At 68.3% G+C, this 14,385-nt stretch carries 8 protein-coding genes, 3 tRNA genes and 1 pseudogene; 7 read left to right on the top strand and 5 right to left on the bottom strand.

What is annotated here, in order from left to right:
• The first annotated feature begins 97 nt into the window (after nucleotides 1-97).
• Nucleotides 98-715 carry a TetR/AcrR family transcriptional regulator gene (locus SAOR_RS03940; protein WP_123630317.1) on the top strand — a complete coding sequence of 206 codons (618 nt, stop codon included), beginning with the start codon at nucleotides 98-100 and terminating at the stop codon, nucleotides 713-715.
• A gap of 166 nt (nucleotides 716-881) precedes the next feature.
• Nucleotides 882-2,099 carry an MFS transporter gene (locus SAOR_RS03945; RefSeq protein ID WP_123591311.1) on the top strand — a complete coding sequence of 406 codons (1,218 nt, stop codon included), beginning with the start codon at nucleotides 882-884 and terminating at the stop codon, nucleotides 2,097-2,099.
• Between the two features lie 435 nt (nucleotides 2,100-2,534).
• Here the strand turns inward: SAOR_RS03945 and SAOR_RS03950 are convergent.
• The 3 genes and pseudogenes from SAOR_RS03950 to SAOR_RS03960 form a co-directional block, all read right to left on the bottom strand.
• Nucleotides 2,535-2,610: transfer RNA gene (locus SAOR_RS03950), tRNA-Glu, on the bottom strand.
• A gap of 1 nt (nucleotide 2,611) precedes the next feature.
• Nucleotides 2,612-2,687, bottom strand: a tRNA-Ala gene (locus SAOR_RS03955).
• Nucleotides 2,688-2,749: 62 nt separating this feature from the next.
• Nucleotides 2,750-3,841 (bottom strand): annotated as a pseudogene (locus SAOR_RS03960) (DegT/DnrJ/EryC1/StrS family aminotransferase); the annotation flags it as partial.
• Nucleotides 3,842-3,962: 121 nt separating this feature from the next.
• Between SAOR_RS03960 and SAOR_RS03965 the strand changes: the two are divergent.
• From SAOR_RS03965 to SAOR_RS03985, 5 genes are all read left to right on the top strand, one after another.
• Nucleotides 3,963-4,037, top strand: a tRNA-Val gene (locus tag SAOR_RS03965).
• Between the two features lie 124 nt (nucleotides 4,038-4,161).
• The gene (locus SAOR_RS03970) at nucleotides 4,162-5,514 is read left to right on the top strand and encodes a UDP-glucose dehydrogenase family protein (RefSeq protein ID WP_123630319.1); all 1,353 of its coding nucleotides are present in this window, start codon (nucleotides 4,162-4,164) and stop codon (nucleotides 5,512-5,514) included.
• A 36-nt stretch (nucleotides 5,515-5,550) separates the two neighbouring features.
• A complete protein-coding gene (locus SAOR_RS03975) occupies nucleotides 5,551-5,955 on the top strand; it encodes an FmdB family zinc ribbon protein (protein WP_123591308.1) in 405 nt (134 codons plus the stop codon).
• Between the two features lie 105 nt (nucleotides 5,956-6,060).
• Nucleotides 6,061-7,845 (top strand): aspartate--tRNA ligase, encoded by a 1,785-nt coding sequence (gene aspS, locus SAOR_RS03980; RefSeq protein WP_123630359.1) that lies wholly within the window; start codon nucleotides 6,061-6,063, stop codon nucleotides 7,843-7,845.
• Between the two features lie 209 nt (nucleotides 7,846-8,054).
• Nucleotides 8,055-11,057: a beta strand repeat-containing protein gene (locus tag SAOR_RS03985; RefSeq protein WP_123630320.1), complete on the top strand. Its 3,003-nt coding sequence runs from the start codon at nucleotides 8,055-8,057 to the stop codon at nucleotides 11,055-11,057.
• Between the two features lie 1,012 nt (nucleotides 11,058-12,069).
• Here the strand turns inward: SAOR_RS03985 and SAOR_RS03990 are convergent.
• The gene (locus SAOR_RS03990) at nucleotides 12,070-13,503 is read right to left on the bottom strand and encodes a DUF5666 domain-containing protein (protein WP_123630321.1); all 1,434 of its coding nucleotides are present in this window, start codon (nucleotides 13,501-13,503) and stop codon (nucleotides 12,070-12,072) included.
• Nucleotides 13,493-14,332 carry a DUF6502 family protein gene (locus SAOR_RS03995; protein ID WP_123630322.1) on the bottom strand — a complete coding sequence of 280 codons (840 nt, stop codon included), beginning with the start codon at nucleotides 14,330-14,332 and terminating at the stop codon, nucleotides 13,493-13,495. Before SAOR_RS03995 ends, SAOR_RS03990 begins: the two co-directional genes overlap by 11 nt.
• Nucleotides 14,333-14,385 lie beyond the last annotated feature (53 nt).

Below are 14,385 nucleotides of genomic sequence, written 5' to 3' on the forward strand. Positions count from 1 at the left end.
TCTGATTGCCCGTGACCGTCAGGTGCGGCCTCTGCGATAGACTCGCCGCATCGTCAAACGGCGCTGCATCGCGGCGCCCCGCACCGGGTCAACAGGCATGAATACCGCCGCCGGACGTGACAACCGCGCTTATCTGCTGGCCGTGGCGGCGCGGCTGTTCGCCCAGCAGGGCTACCACGCCACCGGCATGGCCGACCTGGAACGGGCCACCGGGCTCGGGCGGAGTTCGCTCTATCATTATTTTCGCAACAAGGAGGAACTGCTCTTCGAGATCACGACCCGCTACCTGCGGGCCCTGGTCGTCGAGGGGCGCGCGCTGCTCGATGTGCCCATGGCGCCCGAGACACGGCTGCGACGCTTTTCCCGGGTCGTGATGCGCAGCGTGGCCGACGATCGGGACGAACTCACCGTCTGCTTTCGGGAGATGCACGCGGTGACCGGAGACAATCGGCGCACGCTGCTGGCGCTGCACCGCGACTACGAACGCGTCTGGGCGCGCATTCTGAGCGCCGGTGCGGCGGCGGACGTCTTTCGCGATGTCGATACGCTCACCGTCAAGGCCGTGCTCGGCATGCATCACTATGGCTATCTCTGGCTGCGCCCGGACGGGGCGCAAACGCCCGAGGCGATCGCGGATGCCTTCTGCGACATGCTCCTCGACGGTTTGCGGGGGTGGGACGAACCGTCGAATCCCTCCTCGCCGGCCGCCGGATAGCATCGGCGCTCGCATTCGGCTGGACCGATCAGTACAGTCAATCGGGACGCCGCGCCCGCCGCGGCTGACACCACAGATGCCACGGAGGAGTCATGACCCATGATGACGGCAGGCGATTCGGGAATCATCCGCAGGCGCGCGGCGGTTCGGCCGGTGTGCGGGCGATATGACGACTGATGCAACCGCAGCGCCGGTGGATCCGCCCGGCCGCTGGTCCGCGCTGATCGTGCTGGCCCTGGCGATGCTCTGCGGCATGACCACGTGGTTTTCGGCGACCGCGGTCGTACCGCAGCTGCGTGACGCCTGGGCGCTGTCGGCCGGGCAGGCGGCGTGGCTGACGATCGCGGTGCAGGTGGGTTTCGTCGCCGGCGCGCTCGCCTCCGCCGTATTCAACGTCGCCGACCGCATCGCTCCGCGTCGGCTGATGCTCTACGGCGGCGCTATCGCGGCCCTGGCGAATGCCCTGCTGCTCGTGGAGCCCGGTGTCGCCGCGGCCATCGCCCTGCGCGCGATCACCGGCTTTGCGCTGGCCAGCGTCTACCCGCCGGCGATGAAAGCCATGGCGACCTGGTTCAAGGTCAAGCGCGGCACCGCGCTGGGCATCATGGTGGGCGCGCTGACCCTGGGGTCGGCCGCGCCGCATCTGGTCAACGGTCTGGGCGGTCTGGACTGGCGCGTCGTGATCGCTTTGACGTCCGCGCTGACGCTGGCGGGCGGCGTGATCGCCGAGTACGTCGGCAGCGACGGCCCGTTCGATTTTCCGCGCGCGCCCTTCGACCCGCGTCAGGCGTGGCGGGTGTTCTCGGACCGACCTGTGCGCCTGGCCTGTATCGGCTACTTTGGACACATGTGGGAGCTGTACGCCATGTGGGCGTGGTTCGGCGTGTTCTTCGGCGACGTGCTCACGCGGCAGGAGGTCGCGGCGCCGCTGGTCGGCAGCGCGATCGCGACCTTCGCGGTGATCGGCATCGGGGCCGTCGGCTGCTGGATCGGCGGCGTGCTCGGCGACGCCTGGGGCCGTGGCACGGCGACGATGGTGGCGATGATCATATCCGGCGGCTGCGCCGTGCTCATCGGCCTGGTTCAGTGGCTGCCCTGGCCGGTGGTGCTCGTCGTCGGGCTCGTCTGGGGATTCTGGGTGGTCGCGGACTCGGCGCAGTTCTCGACCGTCATTACGGAGCTCGGCAACCAGGCCTATGTGGGCACCGCGCTGACGCTCCAGCTGGCGATCGGCTACCTGCTGACCGTGCCCGCGCTCTGGCTGATCCCGATGGTGCACGCCGCCTGGGGCTGGCTGCCGGCATTCGCCCTGCTGGCCGTCGGACCGTTGATCGGCACGCTGGCGATGCAGCGACTGCGCCGTATCGAACGCGCGTCGTCATGAGCCGGGCGAGGAAGCCGACCGCCGCTGCGGCGGTCGGCGAAAGAAGGTGCTTCCGAGATGCAGGCCAGGGGAGGCGGGGCAAGAGCACGCACTAGATTCCTGCACCAAGGAAGCGAGTATAGAATAATTGTCCGCTATTGAGCCGTCTCTCCGGAGAAATACGCAGATTGGCGAGATAGCGGGAATGACATGTCCGCGGGAGCTGTCGAGAGACAGTCGAGACACCATGGCGGCTATGGTTCGCCTGCAGCGGGCGCGTCTCGGGGAGGAATCTTGCCGGCTCAGCCGAATAGCTTGTCGCCCGCTGTCTCATATCGTAGACGGAGCGGTCCTGGTCGCGCGAGCCGGCGACATTGCAGCGACTGCAGCGGAGTCTAGAGGATCGAGTTCGACGCGGTGCCGCGAAGGAGGGCTGGGTAGCGCCCTATGCAACAATGGCGTCCCCAAGGGGATTCGAACCCCTGTCGCTGCCGTGAAAGGGCAGTGTCCTAGGCCTCTAGACGATGGGGACTTGGTGGAGCCAGGCGGAATCGAACCGCCGACCTCAACACTGCCAGTGTTGCGCTCTCCCAGCTGAGCTATGGCCCCGTAACCGTTGCGAGGCGCGAATTATAGAGACTTGGTTGCGCCGTGCCAAGTCTCTTCCGAAATTATTTTCCGACAGCTTCCGCCAGTGCGTGCGCGACCCGGTCCTGATCCGCCTCGTCGAGGTAGGGATGCATGGGCAGGCTCAGCACGCGCGCCGCGGCCGCCTCCGACTGCGGAATGGCGACGTCTGAATACAGCGGGGGCTGGCGATTGAGCGGGACCGGGTAGTAGACCGCGCTCGGGATGCCGGCCTCGTTGAGTGCCGCGCGCACGCGATCGCGGTCCTCGACCTCGATCGTGTACTGGGCGTAGACGCTCGTGCAGCCGTCGGCGACGACGGGCGTCTTGGCCAGCCCGGCGAGTTTGTTGTCGTAGCGCGCGCCGACTTCGGCCCGGCGTGCGACCTCGTCGTCGAAGACCTCCATCTTCGCCAGCAGAACCGCGGCCTGGATGGTGTCGAGGCGACCGTTGATGCCCAGCCGCGGATGGTGGTACGGCGCGTCCTGGCCGTGATTGCGCAGTTCGCGCATGCGCTGGGCGAGATCGGCGTCGGAAGTGAACGCGGCGCCGCCGTCGCCGTAGCAGCCCAGCGGCTTCGCGGGGAAGAACGACGTCGCCGCCAGCTTCGATGCGCCGCAGGAGCGCCGGCCGCTGTAGGTCGCGCCGAAGCTCTGGGCGGCGTCCTCGATCACCGGGATGCCGTTGCGCTCGCCGATGGTGTTGATCGCGTCCATATCCGGCATCTGGCCGAACAGGCTGACCGGCATGATCGCCTTGGTGCGTTCACTGACGTGGGCCTCGATCTGGGTCGCGTCGATGTTGTAGGTCGCCGGATCGATGTCGACGAACACCGGCGTGGCGCCGAGCAGGCCGATCATCTCGCCGGTGGCGATGAAGGTGAACGGCGATGTGATGACCTCGTCGCCCGGGCCGATGTCCAGCGCCATCATGGTGACCAGCAGCGCGTCGGTGCCGCTGGACAGGGCCACACAGTGCTCGATGCCCGCGTAATCGGCGAGCCGGCTTTCCAGCGCCTCGATCTCCGGCCCCATGACGTAGCGGCCGTGATCGAGGACCGCCTGAATGCGCGCATCGACATCCGGCTTGATGCGCTGATACTGGGCCTGGAGATCGATGAGTTGCATGCACGCTCCTGTCGCGGCGTTGGGTCGGGCGCTCGTGTGGCGGGGATTCTAGCATCGGCCAAGGGGTGGCGCGGCCATGTTTACGTTGACCGGCGCGCGGCGGACGCATACACTCCCGCGTCTTGCGATCGGGCGGTTAGCTCAGCGGTAGAGCACTGTCTTCACACGGCAGGGGTCGCTAGTTCGAACCTAGCACCGCCCACCAGACATGACGAGGCCAGGCGGATTGCCTGGCCTTTTTTATGGCCGCAGCGTGCGTGTCCTCGCATCCGTCGTTGTGCGTGCGCATAATCCGCGGTCGGGTTTTTCCAACGGACAGGGAAGCAGCGGTGCGCATCACGATCTTCGGAACCGGCTACGTCGGCCTGGTCACGGGTGCCTGTCTGGCACATAGCGGCAATCACGTGGTCTGCGTGGATATCGACGAGGACAAGATCGCGCGCCTGACGCGCGGGGAGATCCCGATCTACGAGCCCGGGCTCGAGCAGATCGTGCACGAGAGCGTCGCCTCCGGCCGGCTGCGCTTCACCACCGACGCCGCCGATGCCGTGGCACACGGCACGCTGCAGTTCATCGCCGTGGGCACGCCGCCGGACGAGGACGGCAGCGCCGACCTCAAGTATGTGCTCAAGGTCGCCCAGACCATCGGCGAGCACATGAACGACTATCGTCTGGTGATCACCAAGTCGACGGTGCCGGTCGGGACATCCGACAAAGTGCGCGCCCAGCTCGCATCGGCCGTGGCCGAGCGCGGCGTCGACGTCGAATTCGATGTCGCCTCCAACCCCGAGTTCCTCAAGGAAGGCGCGGCGATCGACGATTTCATGAAGCCCGACCGCGTGGTCGTCGGCGTCGACAACGAGCGCGCGGCCGAGCATCTGCGCGCGCTCTACGCGCCCTTCAATCGCCAGCACGACCGTACGATCGTCATGGACATCCGCTCTGCGGAGCTGACCAAGTACGCCGCCAACGTGATGCTGGCGACCAAGATCAGTCTCATGAACGAGCTCTCGCAGGTCGCCGACCGGGTCGACGCCGATATCGAGCAGGTCCGGCGGGCGATCGGTGCCGATCATCGCATCGGCTACCATTTCATCTACCCGGGCTGCGGTTTCGGCGGCTCCTGTTTCCCCAAGGATGTGCGGGCGCTCGGCCAGACCGCGGCGGAGCTGGGCTACGAGGCGGAGATCATCAACTCGGTCGAGCGCGTCAACAATCGCCAGAAGAGCGTGCTGTTCGACAAGCTCCGCTACCACTTCGGCGGCGACCTGACCGGCAAGACCATCGCGCTGTGGGGGCTGGCCTTCAAGCCGAACACCGACGACATGCGCGAGGCCCCGGCGTGCACGCTCATGGAGTCGCTCTGGGCGGCGGGCGCGCGGGTGCGCGCCTACGACCCCGAGGCCATGGGCGAGACGCGACGCATCTACGGCGAGCGCGACGACCTGACCCTGTGCACGGACGGCGAGACGGCGGCCACCGGCGCGGATGCGCTCGTGCTGGTCACCGAATGGCATATCTTTCGCACGCCGGACTTCGATGCCCTGGCGGGGCTGATGAACACGCCGGTGCTGGTCGACGGCCGCAACATCTACAAACCGTCGTACGTCGCGCAGGCCGGGTTTGCATACTACGGAATCGGTCGTTCGGCCGCCTCTGGCGCCCGCACGACGCTTGGATAGAATAGGCGTCTTCACCGATGTTGCGAGGCAAGCGACATGCCCATCTATGAATATGTGTGCCGTGACTGCGGCCATGAGCTGGAACGTCTCCAGCGCCTGTCCGATGATCCGCTGACCGAATGCCCCGACTGCGGGGAGGCCGCCCTCAAGCGCAAGGTCTCGGCGGCCGGCTTCCGGCTGGCCGGCGGCGGCTGGTACGAGACCGACTTCAAGTCCGAGGGGCAGCGCAACCTGTCCGGGGACAAGAGCGACAGCGCGAAGTCGTCCGAGACCAATGGCGCCGGCAAGAAGGACGGCGACGGCGCCTCTGCCGCCAAACCCAAGGAGGGCGCGGGCAAGGCCGCGCCGGACAAGGGCAGCGGCAAGACCGACGCCGCCAAGCCGGCGCGTGAAAGCGGCGACAAGAGCAGCCGCAAGAGCGCATCCGGCGACAGCGGCTGACGCCGGCGGACCGGCGCGCCGGGGGCTCGTCGACGACGGGCTACCGGCGCGGCGGCCGGAGTTGCTAGACTCGCGCTCTTTTGACAGGGCGACACGCGAGTCATGATGCGATCCCACTACAGCGGCGACGTAACCGCCGCGACCATCGACACCGACATCACGGTCTGCGGGTGGGTCCACCGCCGTCGCGATCACGGCGGAGTCATCTTCATCGATCTGCGTGATCGCAGCGGTCTCGTACAGGTCGTCTTCGACCCGGACGAGCCGGACATCTTCGCGGTGGCCGAGGATCTGCGCAGCGAGTACGTGATCCAGGTCACCGGCCGCGTGCGCCATCGCCCGCAAGGCACGGTCAATGCCAGTCTCGCCTCGGGTGAGGTCGAGATCTACACCACCGAGCTGACCGTGCTCAACGCCTCCGAGACGCCGCCGCTGCAGCTCGACGAGACCGAGAACGTCGGCGATGCCGCGCGTCTGCGCTATCGCTATGTGGAGCTGCGCAAGCCGCGCATGCAGCGGCACATGCAGCTGCGCGCCCAGGTCACGCGGGCCGTGCGCAAGGCGCTGGACGACCAGGGGTTTCTCGATATCGAGACGCCGATTCTCACACGCGCCACCCCCGAGGGCGCGCGCGACTACCTGGTGCCGAGCCGCACGCAGCCGGGCCACTTCTTCGCGCTGCCGCAGTCGCCGCAGCTGTTCAAGCAGCTGCTGATGGTCTCCGGGATGGACCGCTATTACCAGATCGCCCGGTGCTTCCGTGACGAGGACCTGCGCGCCGACCGCCAGCCCGAGTTCACCCAGATCGACATCGAGGCGTCGTTCGTCGACGCTGACGACATCATGGCCATCAACGAGACCATGATCCGCGCGCTGTTCGCGGACGTGCTCGGCGTCGCGTTGCCCGACCCGTTCCCGCGCATGAGCTATGCGGAGGCGATGCGCCGCTTCGGCTCCGACAAGCCCGACCTGCGCATCGACCTGGAACTCGTCGACATCGCCGATCTGGTCGCGGATGCCGAGTTCAAGGTCTTTTCCGGACCGGCCAACAGCGACAGCGGACGCGTGGCGGTGCTGCGCGTGCCGGGTGGCGCGAGCCTGACGCGCAAGCAGATCGACGACTACACCGACTTCGTCGGCCGCTACGGCGCCCGGGGCCTGGCCTATGTGAAGGTCAACGACGCGGCTGCCGGCCGCGACGGCCTCGCCTCGCCGATCCTCAAGTTCCTGTCGGACGAGGCCGTGGACGGCATCATGGCGCGCAGCGGTGCCGCCGACGGCGACCTGCTGTTCTTCGGCGCCGACCGCGCCACCGTGGTCAACGACGCGCTGGGCGCGCTTCGGGTGCGACTCGGCCACGATCTCGGCCGTGTTGCCGGCGAATGGGCGCCGCTGTGGGTCGTGGACTGGCCGATGTTCGAGTACGACCCCGACGCCAAGCGCTGGGAGGCCCTGCATCATCCGTTCACCGCGCCTGCGGTCGACGACCCCGAGGCGCTGCGAGCGGATCCGGAGAGCGCGCTGTCACAGGCCTATGACATGGTGCTCAACGGTACCGAAGTCGGGGGCGGCTCGGTGCGTATCCATACCCCCGAGATGCAGCAGGCGGCCTTCGACGTCCTCGGTGTACCGCGTGAGGCGGCCGAAGAGAAGTTCGGCTTCCTGCTCGAGGCGCTCAAGTACGGCGCGCCACCGCACGCCGGCATCGCCTTCGGCCTGGATCGGCTGGTCATGCTCATGGCCGGCGCGGATTCGATTCGCGAGGTCATCGCCTTCCCCAAGACCCAGACCGCGACCGATCTGCTGACCGGGGCCCCGGGGCTGGCGGACAACGCCCAGCTTCGCGAACTCGGGATTCGATTGCGCACGACCGGGAAGGCCGAGGGCTGAACCGAGCTGCGGCCGCGGCCGCTTGATCGCGGCTTTTCCGTGAACTGAAAGGGCCGGCGCCTGCGACAGCGGGCGCTGGCCTTGTTGTATTAGCCACCTTGTTTTGACGTTTCCCGGCGGGTGCTGGAAAGTGAGCGACACAAATTTGGGACAAAAATCCCAAAAAGGGTGGCGCGCCCTTCGCGCCGTGTCACAGGGGACGAAACGTTATGTCTATCAATCGCAACGGCGTCGGCCGCCTGCACCGTCAGGTGCGGGCCGCGATCGCCGGATCGGTACTGGTGGCGGCGGCGCCGGGCGCCATGGCCGCGACGATCATGGTCGACAGCGGCGGCGACATGAGTGGCGGCGACGGCTGCACGCTGCGCAGCGCCATCATGGCGGCCAACGACAACGCGACCGTCGGTGGCTGTGCCGCCGGCGACGACAACAACGACACCATCGTCTTCGCCGACGGCGTGGCCGGCGGCACGATCATGCTGGCCGGCGAAGCCCTGCCGACGATCGAGGGTGGCTCTACGCTCACCATCGGCGCGGCCGACGGCGATGGCGGCGACTCGGATGAGGACGCGGATGGTGTGACCATCGATGCGAACGGGCAGAGCCGCATCTTCACCAACCAGGGCCAGCTCACGCTCAATCACCTGGTGCTGATCAACGGCATGACGGCCGGCGGCGACGCCGGAGCCGACGACCGTTCGGGCGGCGCGATTCTGAACGACGACGGCGGCGTGCTCACGGTCAACGGCGGTGCCATGCGCGACAACACCGCCGACCGTGCCGGCGGCGCGATCGAGGAAGCCTCGGGCGTGTCGATCGACGACGATGACGACGACGATTCGCTCGACAACGTGCGTGTCACGCTCAACGGCGTCGAATTCTCCGGCAACGACGCCGGCATGAACCCGGGTAACGGCGGTGCGCTCCACGTGACCGGCGGCGGCGACATCCGGATCGACGGCGGTGCGTTCAGCGACAATATCGCGGTCGAGGGCGGTGCGCTGTGGAACAACGGCGGCACCATGCACGTCGACGGCGTCGCATTCAGCGGCAATACCGCGACCGGACCCGCGGCGGACCAGGGTGGCGGCGCCATCTACGCCGAGAGCAACGGCGGTACGCTGATCATTGATGACTCACGCTTCGTGGAGAATCGCGCGGGCGCCGACGACAGTGATCAGATGGACGGCGCGGACAGCGCCAGCTCCGGCGGCGCCATCCTGGCGTCGTCCGGCACGACGCTGCGCGTTCACGACTCCAGCTTCCGCATGAACGCCGCGCGCCGCGCCGGCGGGGCGATCGAGGTCCTCGCGGGGACCGACACCATGCTGGACAACGTGACCGCCACCGGCAACGACGCCGGCATGAATCCCGGCAATGGCGGCGTGGTGCACGTCACCGGCGATGGCGATGTGGACGTCGACGGCGGCATCTTCGCCCGCAACACGGCCGTCGAAGGTGGCGCGTTCTGGAACAATCAGGGCGACATGCACTTCGACGGCGTGTCGATCGTGAACAACGAAGCCACCGGAGACGGCGCCGATCAGGGCGGCGGCGGCATCTTCGCCGAAGCCGAAGCCAATGAAGGCGAAGGCAGCGGCATGGTGACCATCCGCAACAGCCGGATCGCGACGAATCGCGCCACCGGCGATGCCGGTTCCGGGGGCGCTCTGCTCGTGAGCCCGGGGGCAACGGCCGAGATCACCGACAGCCGCATCGAGGGCAACCGTGCGAACCGCGCCGGCGCCGGCATCGAAGTGGCCGACGGTACGGTCACGATGCTGCGGGTCACCCTCGGCGGCGCGTCCTCGGCGCTGGGCAACGCCATCGACCCGAGTGCGAATCCGGGCAACGGCGGCGGGCTGCACATCGGCGGCGCCGGGTCCGTGACCATCGAGCGCTCCAGCGTGGGCTACAACAGCGCGGTCGAAGGCGGCGGACTCTGGAACTCGGGCGCCGGTACGCTCGATCTGGACAACGTCACGGTGTCGAACAACAGTGCGGACACTGGTGCGGGCGTCTATCTCGACGGCGCCGGCGGCAGCATCACGCTGGACTATGTCACGGTCACCGACAACGCGGGCACCGGCGTCGACGCCGCGGAAGAGGCCGGCGGGTCGATCGCGATCCGAAACAGCCTGATCTCGGGGAATGATACCGATCTGGGTTCCGGAATCGCGGCCGAGGCGGATGACGGCAACGTCACCGGCGACGTGGCGCTGGACGGCGCCTATCGCCTGTTCGGTGGCACCACGCCGACGCAGCCGCTGGCGACGGGCAGTGCCGCGCTCGACAGCAACGCCGACTGCGACGACATGGACGTCGATCAGCGCGGTGCCGATCGCGGCTTCGACGCCGGCGACTCGGATGCCGGCGACTGCGATGCCGGCGCCTTCGAGCTGACCGACGACCCGGTCCTCACCGCGACCGCCGTCGATCTGGACGACGTCGTGATCGAGGCGGACGACGAGGCCGACTCGGTCGCCGTGCTGGGCGTGACGCTGAGCAACGACAGTGACGACAGCGTCAACGTCGGTGGCTTTTCCGGCTATCTCGAGCGCGACGACATGCTGCCCGAGGACGTGGATCCGGCCGACCTCGACCTCACGGTCTATGTCGACGGCAACGACAACGGTCGCTTCGACGCCGGCGGTGACATGGCGGTCGGCAGCGGTTCGGTGGCCGACAACGGCACCACGTTCAGCGTGACCTTCGCCGACGGCGCCGGCGTGTCGATTCCCGCCAACGACAGCGTGACCTATCTGCTGGTGGCGGACGACGGCGACGACGATGCGGACTCCGAGGCGATGATTGGCCTGATGGACCTCGGCGGCTCGGGCACGAATGCCGGTGTGCTGTATGCCGGTGGGGCGCTGCTGGGCCTGGTCGGTCTGCTCTCGGTCGGCGGCATGCGTCGTCGTACCCAGCTCCTGCTGGTCGTGGCCGTGATCGCGCTCACGCTCACCGCGTGCAGCGACAGTGATGGCGACGGCGTCGATCTCGGACAGCCGGGAGATAACGGCGACATGAATGACGACATGGACGACGACGTCATGGGCATGGGCCAGCTGCGATTCGTGCTGCAGTCGCTCGATACTACCGACGGTGCTGACGAAACGGACCTCGTCGTGGGTGACGGCCTGCCGGTGCGCGGGGCGACGGTCGCGTTCGAGGTCGAACAGTCGGCCTCGGCGTCGGACGATATGCGCTAGTCGCGCGTTTGGCATGGCCCTTGGGCCGGATCGGGGTGACCCGGTCCGGCCTTTTTCGTCTCCGGCCGAGATCGAGCCGTTTTGCGACTCGCGTGGTCCGGACCTGCGATCGCCGTCGGCGATGTCGATATGGCGGCTCTCGCCGTAGGTCGGCTTGGTGACATTCGGTTCGCTCGCTCGCGGCGCCATTGCGCTGTCGCCCAGGTGTCGGCGGGCCGAGGTATCCATTTCGGCCGTCGAGCCCACGCTAGTCTTGGCCGCGGCAGGCGCATCACCGATCGTTCGTCCGTTGGGAAGGTCGACCGACCGCCGCCGCCGCGCCGATGCCGCGGGCCGATATGGCCCAAGTGCCTGTCAGGCGATCGTAGGAATGAAAAGAGGAGTGGTGGCAAACCTGCGCTCATTGGCCTGGTGCCAGCTCCCGCTCACCTGTCAGGGACACCGCACCCGGGCCCCGCGGCGCGTCCTGCAAAGACCGTGCAGGAGCGGTGTAGTGGATCGACTGGCCGACACTCGGCGAGGCCGTCGTGGACATGGGGCGCGCCGGCCCGTCCGGGCGCTTGTGCCGCGCCTCGGCCCTGCAGTGGGGCATCGCGCCTCATCCGGCCGCGTTGCGCTATTGCGCCGCATGCCGGGACTGGGCGTAGTGGCAGGACTTTGCTAAAGCCATCGGCCTGCCGGCGACCGCTGCCGAGCGTGGGGCCATCGCGCCCCGTTGCACCGTTCACACGGGGGCGCGGCGCAGGCTGTCGACGGGATCGCGTAAGTCGAGTGTGTCCGGCGCGCAACGCGCGTCGCCGGCAATGGCGGTACGTGCTTAGCGGGCGATGCCGAGGGGGCGGCCGATCTCGGTCCGGCCGGGGGTGCCCGCGCATCGTCGGTTGTCACTGCCTGCAGACTGATGGGCGCGCGTGCGAGGCGGTATCGCAGGGCGGTCGTCGATCGCGGGACCGGCGTATTCCGGCTGTCGTGGAGCGACCCGGCGGCGCGCTGCCGCCGGGCCGAGATGGCGTCAGCGCTCGATCAGGCGCAGCGTGCGGGCTGTATCGATGCGACCGTCGTTGTCGGGGCCCGTGGCCTCCACGATCGCGCCGTCTTCCGCCCGGGTGCGGAACGCGGCGGCGTCGAGGCGCTCGCCGTCGGCGTCTTCGAACTCGGTGACGTCGTCGCGGGCGATGACCGGGATGCCGGCGACTTCCAGTGACAGCGCGTCGCCGCTCCCCGATACGCGCGCGACCGGCCCGCGCGTGCGGGTCGTCGCCGAATCGACGCGCGTGACCCGGGTCGCGGTCACGCCGGTGTCGGTGGCGTAGCCGGAGATACGCACCGAATTGCCGCGGGCGAGCCCGTCGAAGCGAAGCCGGCGGTCGGCCGCGTCGCGCTCGTCCACGTAGAGCGTGTCCGAGCGGGTCCGGACGTCGACGCTCAGTAGGGTCAGCGCGTCGTTCGCCTCGTCGATGTCCCGGATCCGGGCCTCGATCACCACGTTGGGGGCGGGGCGAACGGTCAGGGTATCGGCGACGAGCACATTGTCGCGCATCGTCCCGTATACCCAGGCGAACACGCCCTCTGCCGGATCGATCGAGGCGTCGTCGTTGCGGCTGGCATCCTCGGCGTCGATGCGTTGGCCGGCGATGGTGAAGTCGCCCGGGCCGTCGAAGTTCTCGATACGGCCGGTGCGAAAGACGTGCCCGCTATCCGATGCCGGCCCGCGCGAGCGCACGATCACGCTGTCGGCGACCAGCGGGGCATCCGCCGCCGCGCCCTGGGTGCCGAAGACCTGGACGAAGGCGCCGTCCTTGAGTTCGCCCGCGGCGGGGTCGACGGTGGCGCCGCCGTAGTCGATCTCCAGCGGACCGATGTAGAAGCGGTCGGCCGCCAGATCCCGGACGCGGCCCTCGATGTCGATGCGCGTGCTGTCCGGCCGATAGGTGGGGCCCTGTTCGATCGAGGTCGCGCGCAGATCGCCGTCGTCCGCGGCGACGCCGCTGACGGCGATGAGATCGCCTGCGGCCAGTTCGTCCGCGGGCGTGTTGATGAGGCGCGTATCGGTGTCGATATGCACGGTCTCGCCCAGCGCCACGAGCCGGCCGACGCCGTTGCGGACCTCGATCCGGCTGATCGGCCCGTCGAGCACGCGGTCGAACACGATCCGATCGGCCTCGGCGCGATCGTCCTCGATCGTGCCGCGAACCGTGACGATGTCGCCGACACGCAGCGCGTCCTCGCCGACCGGTTCGCCGTTGAACACGATCTCGGCGTCGTCGGTCTCGAACTCGATGCCGTTGATCCAGACGCTGCCGAACCCGGAGACGATACCGGTGCCCTCGATGCCGGCGATCTGTCCGCCGCCGTCGTCGCCGCCGCCGCAGGCGGCCAGGGCGACGCACGTCAGCAGGGCGATGCCGCGGCGAAGCGAGCGAACGAATCGTCGGTCAGTCGTCATTCTTGTTCTCCTCGGACCGGGGTGCATCCTGAAAATAATAGATGCCGACGCCGGTTCGCACGACCGGGGTCTCGGTGTCCTGTTCGTCGATCTCATGGCGTTCCAGCCAGTCGTCGAGCGTCTCCAGCAGCTGCTGGCCGTGTTCCGAGGCTAGCCGGTGGAACACCGGCAGGGCGCGCACGTCGACGCGGGCATTGAACACCGTGCGCTGGAAACGAGCCGGGGTGTCCGCATGCCGGCCGATGTTGTGGGCGATCGTGGCCAGCAGATCGTGGCTGGCGGTGCCCAGCATGCGCAGACTCTCGGGGTCGCTGGCCATGGGCACATAGGCGCGGCCGAGCACGCTGACCTGATCGCGATCGTCGATGTCGACCGCGCCGACGCGCTCGAGCTCCTCGAATACGGCGTTGACCGGAATGTCGCCGCTGTATCGACGTACGAGTGCGGTGAAGCCGCTGTCGGCGTCGCCGAAATCGAGCACCCGGGGATGGCCGCGATCGTCGTTGAAGTCCGGGTCGCGGTGCCAGCCCGCCAGCACGCGGGTGGCCCGGTTGGCACCGCCCCAGGTGGGATCGACGTAATCCTGATCGCCAGCCTCGCGCAGGCGCCGCACTTCCTTGCGGGTCAGGCCGGTGACCACGGCGACGCGTGAGTCGGTCGGCGGTCGGCCGCGGGCGTCGCTCGCCTCGCGGGCGACGTCGACATACACGCCGCGTGCGATCTCGGCAAAATCCCGGTATGCGATCCCGTGCTGCAGCAGGATGCGCACGACCGGGCGAAGCAGGCGGCGGCAGGCCCGTGCCAGCCATTGGCGGGCGTCGTCTTTCATTCGTGAATTATATAGACATACGCGGCTCGCGGCTTGTGGCGGGGAGCGGCGCC

Source organism: Salinisphaera orenii subsp. orenii MK-B5 (assembly GCF_003788635.1).
Taxonomy (GTDB): domain Bacteria; phylum Pseudomonadota; class Gammaproteobacteria; order Nevskiales; family Salinisphaeraceae; genus Salinisphaera; species Salinisphaera orenii.

Coding starts and splice junctions, on each gene's coding strand:
- aspS (WP_123630359.1), top strand. CDS start 6,061: ATGCGATCCCACTACAGCGGCGACGTAACCGCCGCGACCATCGACACC.
- SAOR_RS03945 (WP_123591311.1), top strand. CDS start 882: ATGACGACTGATGCAACCGCAGCGCCGGTGGATCCGCCCGGCCGCTGG.
- SAOR_RS03975 (WP_123591308.1), top strand. CDS start 5,551: ATGCCCATCTATGAATATGTGTGCCGTGACTGCGGCCATGAGCTGGAA.
- SAOR_RS03940 (WP_123630317.1), top strand. CDS start 98: ATGAATACCGCCGCCGGACGTGACAACCGCGCTTATCTGCTGGCCGTG.
- SAOR_RS03995 (WP_123630322.1), bottom strand. CDS start 14,332: ATGAAAGACGACGCCCGCCAATGGCTGGCACGGGCCTGCCGCCGCCTG.
- SAOR_RS03985 (WP_123630320.1), top strand. CDS start 8,055: ATGTCTATCAATCGCAACGGCGTCGGCCGCCTGCACCGTCAGGTGCGG.
- SAOR_RS03990 (WP_123630321.1), bottom strand. CDS start 13,503: ATGACGACTGACCGACGATTCGTTCGCTCGCTTCGCCGCGGCATCGCC.